18 protein-coding genes are annotated in these 16,424 nt (G+C 63.6%); 15 read left to right on the forward strand and 3 right to left on the reverse strand.

The annotated features are described in order from the left end of the window. Window positions 1-41: 41 nt before the first annotated feature. The 5 genes from ctaD to AWB74_RS13495 all read left to right on the forward strand — a co-directional run bounded on the left by ctaD (window position 42) and on the right by AWB74_RS13495 (window position 3,563). On the forward strand, window positions 42-1,655 hold the full coding sequence (ctaD, locus tag AWB74_RS13475) for a cytochrome c oxidase subunit I (RefSeq protein ID WP_061147337.1): 1,614 nt from the start codon (window positions 42-44) through the stop codon (window positions 1,653-1,655). Window positions 1,656-1,718: 63 nt separating this feature from the next. Continuing rightward, a complete protein-coding gene (locus AWB74_RS46925) occupies window positions 1,719-1,859 on the forward strand; it encodes a cytochrome oxidase small assembly protein (RefSeq protein WP_087038976.1) in 141 nt (46 codons plus the stop codon). A gap of 9 nt (window positions 1,860-1,868) precedes the next feature. After that, the gene (locus AWB74_RS13485) at window positions 1,869-2,435 is read left to right on the forward strand and encodes a cytochrome c oxidase assembly protein (RefSeq protein WP_087038977.1); all 567 of its coding nucleotides are present in this window, start codon (window positions 1,869-1,871) and stop codon (window positions 2,433-2,435) included. A 2-nt stretch (window positions 2,436-2,437) separates the two neighbouring features. Continuing rightward, entirely contained in the window at window positions 2,438-2,638 is a 201-nt protein-coding gene (locus tag AWB74_RS13490) for a DUF2970 domain-containing protein (protein ID WP_061147246.1), read from the forward strand. A 67-nt stretch (window positions 2,639-2,705) separates the two neighbouring features. Then, the gene (locus AWB74_RS13495) at window positions 2,706-3,563 is read left to right on the forward strand and encodes a cytochrome c oxidase subunit 3 (RefSeq protein ID WP_061147247.1); all 858 of its coding nucleotides are present in this window, start codon (window positions 2,706-2,708) and stop codon (window positions 3,561-3,563) included. A 222-nt stretch (window positions 3,564-3,785) separates the two neighbouring features. On the opposite strand, the gene AWB74_RS13500 is transcribed toward AWB74_RS13495, so the two are convergent. Continuing rightward, a complete protein-coding gene (locus tag AWB74_RS13500; RefSeq protein ID WP_061122357.1) occupies window positions 3,786-3,995 on the reverse strand; it encodes a twin transmembrane helix small protein in 210 nt (69 codons plus the stop codon). A 113-nt stretch (window positions 3,996-4,108) separates the two neighbouring features. On the opposite strand from AWB74_RS13500, the gene AWB74_RS13505 reads away from it, so the two are divergent. The 5 genes from AWB74_RS13505 to AWB74_RS13525 are packed head-to-tail and all read left to right on the forward strand — an operon-like array spanning window position 4,109 to window position 8,163. Continuing rightward, on the forward strand, window positions 4,109-4,843 hold the full coding sequence (locus AWB74_RS13505) for an SURF1 family protein (RefSeq protein ID WP_061147248.1): 735 nt from the start codon (window positions 4,109-4,111) through the stop codon (window positions 4,841-4,843). Between the two features lie 29 nt (window positions 4,844-4,872). Next, window positions 4,873-5,526 (forward strand): SCO family protein, encoded by a 654-nt coding sequence (locus AWB74_RS13510; protein ID WP_061147249.1) that lies wholly within the window; start codon window positions 4,873-4,875, stop codon window positions 5,524-5,526. 22 nt (window positions 5,527-5,548) lie between these two features. Beyond that, window positions 5,549-6,658 (forward strand): COX15/CtaA family protein, encoded by a 1,110-nt coding sequence (locus tag AWB74_RS13515; protein ID WP_061147250.1) that lies wholly within the window; start codon window positions 5,549-5,551, stop codon window positions 6,656-6,658. A 12-nt stretch (window positions 6,659-6,670) separates the two neighbouring features. Continuing rightward, window positions 6,671-7,576 carry a heme o synthase gene (cyoE, locus tag AWB74_RS13520; RefSeq protein ID WP_061147251.1) on the forward strand — a complete coding sequence of 302 codons (906 nt, stop codon included), beginning with the start codon at window positions 6,671-6,673 and terminating at the stop codon, window positions 7,574-7,576. Then, on the forward strand, window positions 7,573-8,163 hold the full coding sequence (locus AWB74_RS13525; protein ID WP_061147252.1) for an SCO family protein: 591 nt from the start codon (window positions 7,573-7,575) through the stop codon (window positions 8,161-8,163). Before cyoE ends, AWB74_RS13525 begins: the two co-directional genes overlap by 4 nt. A gap of 38 nt (window positions 8,164-8,201) precedes the next feature. Here the strand turns inward: AWB74_RS13525 and AWB74_RS13530 are convergent, their stop codons facing one another. Further along, on the reverse strand, window positions 8,202-8,498 hold the full coding sequence (locus tag AWB74_RS13530; protein ID WP_061147253.1) for a YciI family protein: 297 nt from the start codon (window positions 8,496-8,498) through the stop codon (window positions 8,202-8,204). 196 nt (window positions 8,499-8,694) lie between these two features. Here AWB74_RS13530 and AWB74_RS13535 point away from each other — a divergent pair, with 196 nt between their 5' ends. After that, window positions 8,695-9,507: a MetQ/NlpA family ABC transporter substrate-binding protein gene (locus tag AWB74_RS13535; RefSeq protein ID WP_061147254.1), complete on the forward strand. Its 813-nt coding sequence runs from the start codon at window positions 8,695-8,697 to the stop codon at window positions 9,505-9,507. Between the two features lie 66 nt (window positions 9,508-9,573). Here AWB74_RS13535 and AWB74_RS13540 read toward each other — a convergent pair whose 3' ends face one another. Then, window positions 9,574-10,497, reverse strand: coding sequence for a bifunctional helix-turn-helix transcriptional regulator/GNAT family N-acetyltransferase (locus tag AWB74_RS13540; RefSeq protein WP_061147255.1), 924 nt, complete (start codon window positions 10,495-10,497; stop codon window positions 9,574-9,576). A gap of 320 nt (window positions 10,498-10,817) precedes the next feature. Between AWB74_RS13540 and AWB74_RS13545 the strand changes: the two genes are divergently transcribed. The 4 genes from AWB74_RS13545 to ptsP all read left to right on the forward strand — a co-directional run bounded on the left by AWB74_RS13545 (window position 10,818) and on the right by ptsP (window position 16,421). Further along, window positions 10,818-11,552 carry a GntR family transcriptional regulator gene (locus AWB74_RS13545; protein ID WP_061147256.1) on the forward strand — a complete coding sequence of 245 codons (735 nt, stop codon included), beginning with the start codon at window positions 10,818-10,820 and terminating at the stop codon, window positions 11,550-11,552. Window positions 11,553-11,716: 164 nt separating this feature from the next. Further along, window positions 11,717-12,820, forward strand: coding sequence for an N-acetylglucosamine-6-phosphate deacetylase (nagA, locus tag AWB74_RS13550; protein WP_061147257.1), 1,104 nt, complete (start codon window positions 11,717-11,719; stop codon window positions 12,818-12,820). Then, on the forward strand, window positions 12,813-13,820 hold the full coding sequence (locus AWB74_RS13555; protein ID WP_061147258.1) for an SIS domain-containing protein: 1,008 nt from the start codon (window positions 12,813-12,815) through the stop codon (window positions 13,818-13,820). Before nagA ends, AWB74_RS13555 begins: the two co-directional genes overlap by 8 nt. A gap of 12 nt (window positions 13,821-13,832) precedes the next feature. Next, window positions 13,833-16,421 carry a phosphoenolpyruvate--protein phosphotransferase gene (gene ptsP / locus AWB74_RS13560; protein WP_061147259.1) on the forward strand — a complete coding sequence of 863 codons (2,589 nt, stop codon included), beginning with the start codon at window positions 13,833-13,835 and terminating at the stop codon, window positions 16,419-16,421. The last annotated feature ends 3 nt before the right edge of the window (window positions 16,422-16,424 follow it).

Consider the following 16,424-nt stretch of genomic DNA (forward strand, 5'->3'; position numbering starts at 1 on the left):
AAGCCAAGTGCCCCGAGTATTCGCTTTAGGAGATGATTGTCATGTCTAGCATCGGACACGATGTAGGCGCAGGCCACGACCACGCGCACGACGACCATGCGCACCATGTGCCGCATGGCTGGCGCCGGTGGCTGCTCGCCACCAACCACAAGGACATCGGTACCCTGTACCTGCTGTTCTCCTTCATCATGTTCCTCTCCGGAGGCGTGATGGCGCTTGGCATCCGTGCCGAGCTCTTCGAGCCGGGCCTGCAGATCATGCGCCCCGAGTTCTTCAATCAGCTGACCACCATGCACGGCCTCATCATGGTGTTCGGCGCGATCATGCCGGCGTTCGTCGGCTTCGCGAACTGGATGGTGCCGCTGCAGATCGGCGCATCGGACATGGCGTTCGCGCGTATGAACAACTTCAGCTTCTGGCTGCTGCCGGCCGCTGCCGTGCTGCTCGTCGGCTCGTTCTTCGTGCCGGGCGGCGCAACCGCCGCAGGCTGGACGCTGTACGCGCCGCTTTCCACGCAGATGGGCCCGGGCATGGACTTCGCGATCTTCGCGGTCCACATCATGGGTGCGTCGTCGATCATGGGCGGCATCAACATCGTCGTGACGATCCTGAACATGCGCGCGCCCGGCATGACGCTCATGAAGATGCCGATGTTCGCGTGGACGTGGCTCATCACAGCGTATCTGCTGATCGCCGTGATGCCGGTTCTGGCCGGCGCGATCACGATGGTGCTGTTCGACCGTCACTTCGGCACGTCGTTCTTCAACGCGGCGGGCGGCGGCGATCCGGTCATGTACCAGCACATCTTCTGGTTCTTCGGTCACCCCGAGGTGTACATCATGATCTTGCCGGCGTTCGGGATCGTGTCGCAGGTGATCCCGGCGTTCTCGCGCAAGCCGCTGTTCGGCTATAGCTCGATGGTGTACGCAACCGCATCGATCGCGATTCTGTCGTTCATGGTGTGGGCGCACCACATGTTCGCGACCGGCATGCCGGTGACGGGCCAGTTGTTCTTCATGTACGCGACGATGCTGATCGCGGTCCCGACGGGCGTGAAGGTGTTCAACTGGGTGGCGACGATGTGGCGCGGCGCGCTCTCGTTCGAAACCCCGATGCTCTTCGCGATCGGCTTCCTGTTCGTGTTCACGATGGGCGGCTTCACGGGCCTGATCCTGTCGATGGCGCCGCTCGATATCCAGATGCACGGCACGTACTACGTGGTGGCGCACTTTCACTACGTGCTCGTAGCGGGGTCGCTCTTCGCGCTGTTCTCGGGCTGGTACTACTGGGCGCCGAAGTGGACCGGCTGGATGTACAACGAAATGCGCGGGAAGATCCACTTCTGGGCGTCGATGATCACGTTCAACGTCACGTTCTTCCCGATGCACTTCCTGGGCCTGGCGGGCATGCCGCGCCGCTATGCGGACTACCCGGCGCAGTTCACGGACTTCAACCAGGTCGCGACGATCGGCGCATTCGGTTTCGGTCTCTCGCAGGTCTACTTCCTGTTCGCGGTCGCGTTGCCGACGTATCGCGGCGGCGGCGAACTCGAGAAGGCCGGCGACAAGCCGTGGGATGGCGCGGAAGGTCTCGAATGGACCGTGCCGAGCCCGGCGCCGTTCCATACGTTCGAGCATCCGCCGACGGTCGAGTAATCAGAGTGTCCGGTTCGCGGGGCTTTTCGAGGAACGCCCCGCGAACGAGAAAGCAAGGAAAGCATGGCCCCGGATCCACAAAAAAGACGCACGCCCGAAGAAATACGCGCGGGCAACAAGCGGCTCGGAATCATCATGATGTTGATTGCCGCCGTCTTCTTTCTGGGTATCGTCGTCAGGCAATACCTGTTGTCGCGAGGGTAGGAAAGCAACGTGTCGACTCCGCAGGAAAATTCGCATATCGACCGGTCCTTCAACCGGTCGATGCTGGTGAAGCTCTTCGTCGTGGCCGCGCTGATGTTCGGCTTCGGATTCGCGCTCGTGCCGATGTACCGCGCGATCTGTGAGATCACCGGCATCAACAATCTCGTGCAGCGCGACGTCAGCGCGCGCGAGGCGAAGAACACGCAGGTCGACATGAGCCGCACGATTTCGATCGAGTTCGACGCGAACGCGCGCGGCCCGCTGGAGTTCAAGCCGGAGCAGCACAGTCTCGATCTGCACCCCGGCGAAGTGACGACGGTGATGTACGAGGTGACCAACGAGCAGAACCGCACGGTAAAGGCGCAGGCCATCCCGAGCTACGCGCCGAAGCAGGCCACCGAGTATTTCAACAAGATCGAATGCTTCTGCTTCACGCAGCAGACGCTCGCACCGAAGGAAACGAAGCGCATGCCGGTCGTGTTCGTCGTCGATCCGAAGCTGCCGAAGGACGTGAAGACGATCACCTTGTCGTACACGTTTTTCGAGCTGGATGCGCCGAAGCAGGCGGCGAACTGAAGATGAACGACGCGCGCGGGAAGGGCGGCTTTCTCAAGCTCGTGAAAGCAGTGTTCTGGTCGTTTTTCGGCGTGCGCCGCCGGGCCGACCTCGAGAGCGATGCGGCGCAGCTCAATCCGCTGCATCTCATCGCGGCGGGCATCATCGGCGCGGTGTTGTTCATCGTCGTGTTGCTGCTGATCGTGCGCGCAGTAGTGGGATAGACGGAACGCTGGAAGCATCAGCGTCGAAAGAAAACTCAAGCAACTGGATCGAAGTGGAGAATCAACAATGAGCGGTCAAAACGAGAGCCCGTACTATTTCGTGCCGCATCCGTCGCGGCATCCGGTTATGGCCGCGACCGGCCTGCTGGTGATGCTCGCATCGCTGGCATCGTGGGTGAACGGCCATACGTGGGGCCCGGCCGGCACGTTCATCGGCCTGCTGTTCGTGCTGTTCGTGCTGTGGCACTGGTTCGGCGACGCGATTTCCGAATCCGAAGGCGGCATGTACGGCAAGCGCGTCGACGTGTCGTACCGCTGGAGCATGAGCTGGTTCATCTTCTCCGAAGTGATGTTCTTCGGCGCGTTCTTCGGCGCGCTGTTCTACGCGCGCGCGATCGCGATGCATCAGCTCGGCAGCCTCGACTACAAGCTGATCTGGCCGGACTTCACCGCCGTGTGGCCGAACAACGGCCCCGCTGCGCTCGTCGGTCACTTCCGCGCGATGGTGCCGTGGCCGCTGCCGACCATCAATACGGCGCTCTTGCTGTCGTCCGGCGCGACGCTGACCGTGGCGCACCATGCGCTGCGCGAAGACCATCGCAAGAAGACGATCATCTGGCTGGGCGCGACGGTTCTGCTTGGCATCATCTTCCTGTTCTGCCAGGGCTACGAATATTTCCACGCGTACAACGAGCTGAACCTCACGCTCAATTCCGGCGTGTACGGCTCGACGTTCTTCCTGCTGACCGGCTTCCACGGTTTCCACGTGTTCCTGGGCGGCACGATGCTGGCGGTCGTGATGATCCGGCTGATCCGGGGGCACTTCACGGCGGAGCACCACTTCGCGTTCGAGGGCGCCGCGTGGTACTGGCACTTCGTCGACGTCGTGTGGCTGGGTCTGTACGTCGTCGTCTACTGGCTGTAAGCGGAATATCGAAAGCGGGCGCGCACTGCGCGGCCCGCGATGCAAGACTGGCGGCGACGCCGGTCCGAGAGCAAAGAAGCAGTGACCAACACGCCGCCCTCGATGTCCCAAGGGGCGGCGTTGTCGTTTGAAGGGGCGCTTGGCGAAGCGGAAGCGTGAAAGTGCCGCGGCGCGACAATACGTCTCGTAGGGACGAACCCGCGCGGCGGGTTATCGTCGGGATCAGCGTCCGATGGGAATGCCCGACGATTGAATCCAGCCCATCCAGTGCGCAAACAGGATGAAGAGGAAGAGGGAAATGGACAGCCCGACGCGCATGGCGAGCGACCACACCATCCGCTTCGTCCTGCCCCGGTCGGTCATCATGAAATAGAGCGCCGAACCCAGGCTGCCGATGATCAGGATGAATGCAATAGCAACGATGATGTGCATGAAACCAGCCAGCGATTGTGCTCAGGAACAACGGTGAGCAGTATTAATTTGGATCATCTCATTATCTCACTCGATCCCATGCGCCGTGCGGCGCCTCAGCGGATGCCGCGCATATGAAGATTCGCTTCTGGCCCACGCTGCTGATTTTGATCGTCGTCGCGGTGACGGTGCGTCTCGGCTTCTGGCAGCGCGACCGCGCGCATCAGAAGGAAGCGCTCAACGCGCAGATCGTCGCTTTCGAGAATGCGCCCGCGCGCGAGATCGGCACGGAGCCGTTGCCGCTCAAGTCGATCGAATTTCATCGCGTCGAGGCGCGCGGCGTGTTTCTGCCCGAGCGCGTCGTGTATCTGGACAATCGTCCGTATAACGACCAGCCGGGCTTTTATGTCGTGATGCCGCTTAAACTCGAGGGCGGCGGCTACGTGCTCGTGAATCGTGGATGGCTGCCGCGCAACATGGCGGACCGCACGGGCATCGAGCGCTACGAGACGCCGAAGGGCGTCGTCGAGGTGAAGGGCATTGCGCGCGCGAATGCGTCGCAGGCGTACGAGCTGGGGCATGGCGGATCGGCGGCGCACGAGCAGATTCGTCAGAATCTCGACATCAAATCGTATGCGGCGGAAACCGGGCTCGCGCTGCAGCCGTTCGTGATCCAGCAGACGAACGACACCGGCGACAGACTCGTGCGCGACTGGCCCGCGCCGACGCTCGGCGTCGAGCGCAATTACGGCTACATGTTGCAGTGGTGGGGCATGGCCGCGGCCGCCGTCGCGTTCGGCTTGTACGCCGCGCGCCGCGCCGCGAAGAAAGACGACGTAAGCGACGGCGAAGCCGAGCACCACGCCTGAAATTTGACCGAACAGAGGCAGTCTTACCGATGCAATCACAACGCTCCACCGCCGACGCAGACAAGACGCGCACCCGGCAACGCACGGCCTCGAAAGGCTCGTGGATCAGCGGCCGATGGATGCTGCTCCTGCTCGCGCTCGTGTGCGCCGCGCCGGTGATCGCGTCGTACCTGATGTACTACGTGTTCAAGCCGGCGGGCGGCACGTCCAGCTATGGCAGGCTGATCGATCCGCAGCGGCCGATTCCCGCGCAACTCGTCGTCACCGACGAAAAAGGGCAGAGCCTGCCGTTCAAGTCGCTCGAAGGCAAATGGCTGATGATCATCGTCAACGGCAGCGACTGCGACGAGCAATGCGCGACGCGCCTCTACTTCATGCGCCAGGTGCGTGCGCTGCAATCGGGCGAGCGCGAGCGCGTCGTGAACGTATGGCTGCGCACCGATGACAAGCCTGTTTCCGACGTCATCAAGACCGCCTATCCGCAGCCCGACACGCGCATGCTCGTCACCGACGAGAAGGCGGTCGCCGCGTGGCTGCCCGTCGATGACGGCACGAAGCTCACGGATCACATCTTTCTCGTCGATCCGAACGGCAATCTGATGATGCGCTTCCCGAAGAACCCCGATCCCAAGAAGATCAACGCGGATGTGGCGAAGTTGCTGAAGTGGTCGCGAATCGGATAAACGCGGGTTGAGGTAAGCGAATATGTTTCTGCTGCAATTGGGTCTGATCGGCATCTGCGTCGCGCTGCTGCCGCTGTCGTATGTCTGGGTCAAGGCCGATGACGATAAATTCAGAAAGCTCGTCTGGCTGACGACCTTTCTGACGCTCGATCTCATCATGTTCGGCGGCTTCACGCGCCTGACCGATTCCGGTCTCGGCTGCCCCGACTGGCCGGGTTGTTACGGCACATCGTCGCCGTTCGTCGCGCATGCGCAGATCGCGGCCGCGTATCACGCGATGCCGACCGGTCCCGTCAGCATGATGAAGGCGTGGATCGAAATGCTGCACCGCTATTTCGCAATGGCGATCGGCGTGCTGATCATCGCGCAGGTGATCATCGCGTGGACGGCGCGCATCAAGAAGCGCCCGCTGCACGTGTCGCCGTGGTGGCCGACGGGCATTCTGCTGCTCATCCTGCTGCAAGGCGCGTTCGGCGCGTGGACCGTCACGCTGAAACTGCAACCGGTCATCGTCACGACGCACCTGCTGCTCGGGCTCGCGCTGCTCGGCGTGCTCGGCTGGCTCGCGGCGCGCATGACGCCGATTCCCTCGCTCGACTCTGCCGCCGCGCGCTGGATGCCCGCCGCGGCATTCGGCTTGCTCCTGCTCGTCGTGCAGGTGGCGCTCGGCGGCTGGGTCAGCACGAACTACGCAGTGCTCGCCTGCACGGACTTCCCGCTGTGCAATGGCCAGTGGATTCCGCCGATGAACTTCGAGCACGGTTTCCATCTGTGGCGCGCGCTCGGCATGACCGGCGATGGCGACGTGATCTCGCAGGATGCGCTCGTCGCGATTCACTGGACGCATCGCATGTTTGCGGTCGTCGTCGTGCTGTATCTGCTGTGGCTCGCCTTGCGGCTGCGACGATTCGAATCGCTGCGCAAGCCCGCGAACGGCGTATTGTTGATGATCGTGATCCAGTTCCTGACGGGCATGTCGAACATCGTGCTGCAATGGCCGCTGCCGGTCGCCGTAGCCCACAACGGCGGGGCCGCGATCCTGTTGCTGCTGCTCGTTATGCTAAACTTTCGAATCTCTTCAAGCCGTCCCGGCCGCGCCGCAGTTCCCGCGCGCGACGTCGTTTCAGCGTGACTCCACATTCTCATGGATAGCACGACACTCCATTCCCACTTCGGCAGCCGCGTCTCGCAATATCTTGCGCTGACGAAACCGCGCGTCACGCAGCTCGCCGTGTTTTGCGCCGTCATCGGCATGTTTCTGTCCACGCCCGGCATGGTGCCGTGGGACAAGCTCGTCGGCGGCGCAGTCGGCATCTGGTTGCTGGCCGGCGCGGCTTTCGCGATCAACTGCCTCGTAGAACAGAAAGTCGATGCGAAGATGCGCCGCACCGCGTGGCGTCCGTCCGCGCGCGGGCAGATCACCACGACGCAGATTCTGATCTTCTCCGCGATATTGGGCGGCATCGGCATGTGGACGCTCTACACGTTCACGAATCCGCTCACGATGTGGCTCACCATCGCCACGTTCGTCGGCTATGCGGTTATCTATACGCTGTTGCTCAAGCCTTACACGCCGCAGAACATCGTTATCGGCGGCGCGTCCGGCGCGATGCCGCCCGCGCTCGGCTGGGCAGCCGTCACGGGCACGGTGCCCGGCGACGCGTGGATTCTCGTGCTGATCATCTTCGTGTGGACACCGCCGCATTTCTGGGCGCTCGCGCTCTATCGCCGCAAGGACTACGAGAACGCCGGCCTGCCCATGCTGCCGATCACGCACGGCGAGAAATACACGCTGCTCAACATCTTTCTGTACACGCTCGTCTTGTTCGCCGTCACGCTGATGCCGTATATCTCCGGCATGAGCGGCGTGGTGTATCTGGCGAGTGCCATCGCGCTCGGCGCGGTGTTCATCGGTTATGCGTGGAAGATGTACCGCGACTACTCGGACGCGCTCGCGCGCAAGACCTTCCGCTATTCGATCGTGTATCTGTCGCTGCTGTTCGGCGCGCTGCTCGTCGATCATTACGTGCGCACGGTGATCGGCGCATGACGGCTGCTCTTCGTCGCATCTTCGCGCTGATGTTCGTGGTCGCGCTGCTCGCCGCATGCGAGAAAGCGCCCGAGTTCAAGAACCTCGACATCACCGGCAACAAGCAGTTCGGCGCCGATTTTTCGCTGCCCGACACGCACGGCAAGACGCGCACGCTCGCGGACTTCAAGGGTAAGGCGGTCGTGCTGTTCTTCGGCTATACGCATTGTCCGGACGTCTGCCCGACGACGCTCGCCGAACTCTCCCAGGCGATGCAGCAGCTCGGCGACAAGTCGAAGGACGTGCAGGTGCTGATGGTCACGGTCGATCCCGCGCGCGACACGCCCGAACTGCTGGGCCAATACGTTGCCGCGTTCAACTCGTCGTATATCGGTTTGCGGCCGGCGAACGATGCGCAGCTCGCGCAGATCGCGAAGGACTTTCGGGTGTACTACGCGAAGTCGCAGGGCAAGACGCCCGACGACTACACGATGGACCACACCGCGGCCAGCTACGTGTTCGACAAGGACGGCAAGCTGCGTCTCTTCGCACGCGACGGGCAGGGCGTCGATCCGTGGGTTCACGACCTGAAGCTGCTGGTCGACTGATCGCGACAGCGGTCAGCAAGGGCCGCTTTCCAATTCACTTATCCAGCCGACGGCTCGGGCAGATTCAAACCCGGCGCGAGGCGCGTCGCTTTGAATTCGATGATGTCGTAGTGCGCGAGTCCCTGCCTCGCGAACGGATCTTCCGCGATGATCGCATCGAGCCGCTCGCGTTCGATGCCCGATGCCAGAATGACACCGCCTTCGCGCGGCACCTTCGGCCCCGCGACGACGAAAACGCCCGCGGCGAAATAACGTTCGAGATAGACACGATGCGCGTCGAGCGCATCATCGATTTCGGCGAGCGCGCCGGTATATCGCAGGTTGATCACGTACATGTCGCTTGCCTCCGGCGCAAGAATTTGTGACTTCGTGTCGCGATTTTATCCGCCCTTGCCGCGCGTGATATTCACATGAACATTCTGTATTTACCCTCGCACCAACGCTGTGCGAATATCCGTCGCGTCGGTTCGTATCACTGACCGAACACGAAACCGGAATCCCGCAGCAAGAACGCATCGAAACAGGAACACCATGCAGCGCAGAAATTTGCTCAAAGCCATTGCCGCCGTCGCGACGTCCGCCTCCTTGTTCACCAGCCTCGCCGCTCACGCCGATGACAAGGTCATCAAGGTCGGCACGATCAGCGGCCCCGATGCGCAGATCTGGCAAGTCGTCCAGAAGGTCGCGAAGCGCGAAGGACTGAACGTGAAGGTGATCGAGTTCAACGACTACGTGCAGCCGAACGCCGCGCTCGATGCCGGCGATCTCGACGCGAACAGCTTTCAGCACCAGCCGTATCTGGATAGCCAGGTCAAGCAGCGCGGCTACAAGATCGTGAACGCCGGTCTCACGTACATCTCGCCGCTCGGCGTGTACTCGAAGAAGCTGAAGTCGCTGAAAGACTTGCCGCAAGGCGCAAAGGTTGCAGTGCCGAATGATCCGTCGAACGAAAATCGCGCGCTTCTGCTGTTGCAAAGCCAGGGCGTAATCAAGCTGAAGCCGGGCGCCGGCACGAACGGCAACAACGCGACGGCACTCGACGTGGCGGAAAATCCGAAGAAGGTCAAGCTCGTCGAGCTCGATGCCGCGCAGTTGCCGCGCACACTCGCCGATGTCGATGTTGCCGCGATCAACACGAACTTCGCGCTTGCGGCAGGCCTGCAACCCACGAAGGATGCAATCGCGCTCGAGGACGTTCATAGCCCGTACGCGAACCTGATCGCCGTGCGCGCGAAGGACAAGGATCAGCCGTGGGTGAAGAAGCTGGTCGCGGCTTACCAGTCCGAAGACGTGCGTCAGTTCCTCAAGAGCGAGTTCAAGGGCTCGGTTGTGCCTTCGTTCTGAGAGAGCGATCGCGCGCGGTAGCCTCAACGGCGTCCCTCGGGACGCCGTTTTTCATGGCGAAGCGGTTCAGTCGACGCAAATCGGCTGCAGCTCTTTTTGCCACAGGATGCCCGGCCCGTCCTGCGTAGCGGTGAAGCCGGTTCGCAGGAACAGCGCGCACAGATCTTCCTGAGATGCCTCGAGCCGGCAGGTCACCTGATCGTAACGCGCGCCGTGCGCGAAGTTCGTGCATGCCGCGACGAGTTGCCCGCCGAGTCCCCGCCGGCGCGCACCCGGTTCGACGAACAGCAATTCGATACGTGCCCGACGCTCGGATTCTGCCGTGAGTATGGCGGCGCCGACGCGTGTCGCGTTCGCCTGTTCCGCAACCCAGCATGCGATGCGCGGCGTATTCACCTGCATCGCGAAGAGGAAGCCCGACACCATCTTCGCCGCATAGGCCTCACTGAAAAGCTTGGGCTTTTCGCCGGAATAGAGATGCGCATGGCGCTCGATCATCCAGCCGAAGTCGCCACCTCGCGGCACGCGCAGCCGCGTCTCGCCGTCGGTATGCACCGGTGAGAGCAGCCGCTCGACGTCCGCCATCGCCGTGCAAAGCTGATCGATTTCGGCAGCCGTCAGCCGCTTGAGCAGCGTGGCGGTTTCGGCAGAAACGTGAAGGTCGATCTCATCGACCTGCGCTTTTGCCTCGGCCGTGATCCGCAACAGATGGGCGCGGCCGTCCGCCTCATTCTTTCGCCGTATGACCAGACCGAGCTTCTGGAAGTTGTTGATGAGCCTGCTCAGATAGCCCGTGTCCAGACCCAGGTTGCGTGACAGGTCGGCCGCCGTGGTGGCGCGCCCGTGCGCAAGCTCGTGCAGGATCCGCACTTCAGTTAACGAAAAGCAGCTTTTATGCAGCCGCTCGTGAAGCGCGCCCGTATGGCGTGCATAAAAACGGTTGAAGCGGCGCACCGCTTCGACGGCCCGGCCCGGATCAGAACTGCCCATCGTGTGAGTCTCTCAAAGTTTTGTTGAAATTTAATTTTGATTCCGAACTAATGGGTACATTGTGCCAAAGAAGCACGACCGTGCGAATACGAAAATGCCCGAAAAATGGGTAAGTTGGCAATCAAAGGACCAATTCGGCAACTGGATCGTTCATACGGGTAATTCCCGATGGCGAAGGTCCTCGTGGCTAGCGCAGTAAATACGCGACAACCTATTGATTTGTATAGTATTTTGACGTTTGTTCTCAAGTCGTCTCTTAGAATTGACTGGTATTATGTTGGTTATATAATGGGCTCCAATTCGGCTGGTGAGAGCATTCGATGGACCATCGCTGGGAGCCTTTGAGACCTGACGCACGAAGCGATACGCCGCTTTACCTTCAGTTGGCCTCGCGTCTGGCAGCGGCGATTCATGCAGACAACTGGACGGCCGGCGAGGCGCTGCCTTCGGAGCGCACGTTGTCGGAGGGAGTCGGGGTATCGCGGATCACGGCGAGAAAGGCCATCGCGCTGCTCGTCGAGCAGGGGTTGATCCGGCGGGTGCGCGGTGCGGGTAATTTCATTACGCCGCGCGTCGAAGATCCGCTGTCCCGGCTGACCGGTTTCACCCGAAAGATGGAGCAGCGCGGCTTCACGCCTGACTCGATCTGGCTCGATCGCGGACTGCGCGCAGCGAATCGCGACGAAACCGTGCGTCTGGGTCTGCCACCGGGCGCGGCCGTTGCAAGTCTGCGGCGGCTGCGGCGCGCGGACGGCATCGTGATGGCGGTCGAGCATTCCGCCTTGCCCGTCGCCGTCGTGCCGGACCCGCTGGCGATCGGTGCATCGCTTTATCGCTATCTGGAGGAGAACGGGTCGTCGGTGGTGCGGGCGCTGCAACATTTCCGCGCGGTGAACGCGGGCGCCGAGATCGCGCGGCTGATGGGCGTGGCGCCGCGCGCGGCGCTCCTCGTGATCACGCGCATCGGCTATTCGGCGGATCAGCGCGCGATCGAATTGACGGACACCTACTGTCGCGACGACTACTACGACTTCGTCGCGGAGCTGCATCGATAAGCGTCGGCACAGACGCGCATCACGTAAAGAGCATCACGAGAGCGGAAAACAGAACCAGAGGACCCAAGGAAGCCGTTCGCATCTTTCTAACGAAAGCCTGCTCGCAGCACGGCGCGGACGGCGCTGAACCTCACCCCAAGCATCGCGTACTTCCAGAGAACTTCATGCTGAAAGGAAACATACTCACGACCGACGGCTGGATCCACGGAACCGTCCGCTTCGAGAACGGCCGCGTGACGGCGCTCGAAGGCCATATCGCCGATCCGCTCGCGAACGACGCGCCGTACATCCTGCCCGGCTTCATCGACCTTCACGTGCACGGCGGCGGCGGGCGCGACATCATGGAAGGCGGCGACGCGGCGGACACCGTCGCCCGCCAGCACGCGCAACACGGCACCACGAGCCTGCTCGCCACCACGATGACCGCGCCGCGCGACGAACTCATGGCCGTCGTCGCGGGCCTGGGCGAACAGGCGAAGCAACGCGCAGCGGGCGGCGCGCGCATGCTCGGCGTGCATCTGGAAGGCCCGTACATCAATCCGGGCAAGCTCGGCGCGCAGCCCGACGCGGCCGCCGTCGCGGTGCGCGACGAAGTGCTGAAGTACCTCGAACTCGCGCCGATCCGCGTTGTCACGATCGCGCCGGAAATCTCCGGGCATCTGGACATCATCGCGGAGATGGCCGCGCGCGGCGTGCGCGTGCAGCTCGGCCATTCGCTCGGCACCTACGACGACGCCGTCAACGCGCTCAAACACGGCGCGCGTGGCTTCACCCATCTGTTCAACGCGATGTCGCCGCTGCATCACCGTGACCCCGGCATGGTCGGCGCGGCGCTCGCGCATGCCGAATACGCCGAACTCATCCCCGATCTGCTGCACGTGCATCCGGGCGCGATCCGCGCCGCGATGCGCGCGATCCCGCGTCTGTACGTCGTGACCGACAGCACGTCGGCGGCCGGCATGCCCGACGGCGAATATCGCCTCGGCAGCCAGCACGTCACCAAATGCATGGGCGGCGTGCGTCTCGCGGACGGCACGCTCGCCGGCAGCACCCTGACGATGGATCAGGCGCTGCGCAATCTCGTCTCGCTGGGCATTCCGCTCGCGGACGTCTCGAATCGCCTTTCGCGCTATCCCGCCGACTATCTCGGGCTCGAAGATCGCGGCCGCATCGCGCGCGGCGCATGGGCCGATCTCGTCGTACTCGACCGGGAACACGCGCTGACCGCCACGTATGTCGAAGGAGAATCAATTGTCGAATATGCTTAATGAGGCGCTGGAGTCCGCCGACGTCGTCGCGGCCCAGCTCGCCGATACCTCGCGCATCGAAGCGCTCGCGGACAAGCTCAAGGAGCAGCCGCGCAATGTCGCGCTGACGGTCGCGCGCGGCAGTTCCGATCACGCCGCCAGTTATTTCGCAAGCCTGACGATGAGCCGCATCGGCGTGCCGGTCGCCTCGCTGCCGATGTCGGTCGCGACGCTCCAGCAGGCGCCGTTGCGCGTGTCGGGCCAGCTCGCGGTCGCGTTTTCACAATCGGGCAAGAGCCCCGATCTCGTCGGCACGATGCAGGCGCTACGCCAGGCCGGCGCGTTCACGGTCGCGGCTGTCAACGTCACCGGCTCGCCGCTCGAAAGCGCGTGCGAATACTTCCTGCCGTTGCTCGCCGGTCCGGAACTGTCGGTGGCCGCGACCAAGAGCTATATCGCGATGCTGTCGCTGTCGGCCATCGTGATCGCGCACGTTCAGCGCGACGTCGAACTGCTCAACGCGCTGAAGTCGCTCCCGGATGCGCTGCGCGCCGCGGGCAAGCTCGACTGGACGCGCGCCGTGAACGAACTGAAGGACGTCGACCGCATGATCGTGATCGGGCGCGGTCTCGGTCTCGCCATCGCGCAGGAAGCGGCGCTCAAGCTGAAGGAAACCTCGGGCATCCAGGCCGAAGCGTTCTCCAGCGCGGAAGTGCGTCATGGCCCGATGGAAATCATCGACAAGGACTATCCGTTGCTCGTATTCGCGCCGCGCGGGCCGGAGCAGGCGGGCCTCGTCCAGCTTGCAGCCGACATGCGCGCACGCGGCGCGCGCGTGCTGCTCGCAGCGCCCGAGGATGTCGCGGAGGCGGAATTGCCGCTCGTCGCGACCGATCACCCGGCGCTCGATCCGATCGCCGCGATTCTTTCGTTCTATGTGATGGCCGCGGGTCTGGCCGCCGCGCGCGGGCGCAATCCCGACGCGCCGCGTCACCTGAACAAGGTCACCGAAACCCATTGAGTGAGATAGCCGATGCGCCGTGCCGAGGAGTCCCTGTTGAATCATTCCATCGATAACCCGAACGACGTCGTGTTGCTCGCGCCGTTCACCGGCCCCATCGTGCCGCTCGCCGATGTGCCCGATCCCGTGTTCGCCGAGGGCATGTTCGGCGATGGCATCGGCATCGATCCGCTCGATAACGTGCTCGTTTCACCCTGCGACGGCACCATCACGCATCTCGCGCGCACGCATCACGCGGTGACGCTGCGCACGAAGGAAGGCGCGGAGATTCTGGTGCATATCGGCATCGACACGGTCGAGCTGGGCGGCGAAGGCTTCGCGCCGTTGGTCGAGCAGGGTGCGACGGTGCGCGCCGGTCAGCCTTTGATCGAATTCAACGCCGATTACGTCGCGCAGCACGCGCCGAGCCTCGTCTCGGTGATCGCTATCGCGAACGGCGATGCCTTCGACGTCACCGAACGCGCCGGCCGCGGCGTGCTGAAAGCGGGTGCGCGACTGCTGGTTCTGCGCGCCAAACACGGTGAAAAGGCGGAAACGGCGCGCAGCGGCGCGGTGGTGCTCGAAGAGGCGCGCCGCAGTCTGACATTGGCGCACGCGGGCGGTTTGCATGCGCGTCCGGCCGCGAGGGCGCGTGAAGCCGCGCGCGGTTTCGACGCGAAAGTCGAAGTGCGTTACGAAGGCAAGAAGGCGCCCGTCGAAAGCGTCGTCGGTCTGCTCGGTCTCGGCGCGGGCGAAGGCGCGACCATCGAACTGGTCGGTATCGGCTCGCAGGCGCAAGAAGCGGTCGAAGCGGTCGCCGTCGAATTGCTGCGCGCCGCGCACGGCGAAGTCGAAGAGACGCCCGCGCGTCAGAAGTCGCCTGCGCCGGTTGCGAAGGCAGCCGCATCGGGTGAGCCGCTGCCGCCGAACACGCTCGCGGGCGTGTGCGCGTCGCCGGGCATCGCGGTCGGCAAGCTCGTGCGCTGGGACGATCAGGAGATCGTGCCGCCCGAACAGGCAAACGGTTCGTCGGCAGCGGAAAGCCGTGCGCTCGATAAAGCCATCGCGCAAGTCGATGCCGAACTCGGCGAAACCGTGCGCACCGCGTCGCAGCGCGGCGCGGTCGGCGAAGCGGGCATTTTCGCGGTACATCGCGTGCTGCTCGAAGACCCGACGCTCGTCGACGCCGCGCGCGATCTCATCAGTCTCGGCAAAAGCGCGGGCTTCGCGTGGCGCGAGGCGATCCGCGCTCAGATCACGCTGCTCTCGAACGTGCAGGACGATCTGCTCGCCGAGCGCGCGGCCGACCTGCGCGATATCGAAAAGCGCGTACTGCGCGCGCTCGGTCTCACCAACACGGCGGCGCGCGAACTGCCGCCCGAAGCGGTGCTGGCTGCGACCGAATTCACGCCGTCGGATCTTTCGTCGATCGACCGCACGCGCGTCACCGCGCTCGTGATGGCGCGCGGCGGCGCGACCTCGCATGCGGCGATCATCGCGCGTCAGATCGGCATTCCGGCGCTCGTCGCGATCGGCGATGCGCTTCAAGCGATTCCCGAAGGCACGCAAGTCGTCGTCGATGCCTCGGCGGGCCGCTTCGAGCATGCACCGACGCAAGTCGACGTCGAGCGCGCACGCGCCGAACGCGAGCGTCTCGCGAACGTGCGCGAGGCGAACCGCAAGCTGTCGCGGGAAGCGGCATCGACGAAAGATGGCCGCGCGATCGAAGTCGCCGCGAACATCGCGACGCTCGACGACGCGAAGGCCGCCGTCGAAAACGGCGCGGACGCGGTCGGCCTGTTGCGCACGGAACTGCTTTTCATCCATCGCCAGTCGGCGCCGACGGTCGACGAGCACGCGCAAAGCTATCAGGGCATCGTCGATGCGTTGCAGGGTCGCACCGCGATCATCCGCACGCTCGATGTCGGCGCGGACAAGGAAGTCGATTATCTGACGCTGCCGCCCGAAGAAAACCCCGCGCTCGGTCTGCGCGGCATCCGGCTCGCGCAAGTGCGTCCCGATCTGCTCGACGACCAATTGCGCGGCCTGCTCGCCGTGAAGCCGCTCGGCGCCGTGCGAATTCTTCTGCCGATGGTGACCGATTCAGGCGAGTTGCAGCGCCTTAGGAAGCGCATCGACGAACTGGCGCGCGAAGCGGGCCGCACCGAGCCGATCGAAGTCGGCGTGATGATCGAAGTGCCGTCGGCGGCACTCCTCGCCGATCAGCTTGCGAAGCACGCGGACTTTCTCTCGATCGGCACCAACGATCTCACGCAGTACACGCTCGCGATGGACCGCTGCCAGCCCGATCTCGCCGCGCAATCCGACGGCCTGCATCCGGCCGTGCTACGTCTCATCAAGGCGGCGGTGCAGGGCGCGGAGAAACACGGCAAGTGGGTCGGCGTGTGCGGCGCGCTCGGCGGCGATCCGGTCGCGGCGCCTTTGCTCGTCGGCCTCGGCGTGACCGAGTTGTCGGTCGATCCGGTGTCGGTGCCCGGCATCAAGGCGCGCGTGCGCAATCTCGATTACCAGCTTTGCCGTCAGCGCGCCGAGGATTGCCTCGCGCTCGAATCGGCACAGGCAGTAAGAGCGGCAAGCCGCGAAATCTGGCCGCAGGACTAACCG

The organism is Caballeronia arvi (assembly GCF_001544695.2).
GTDB lineage: Bacteria > Pseudomonadota > Gammaproteobacteria > Burkholderiales > Burkholderiaceae > Caballeronia > Caballeronia arvi.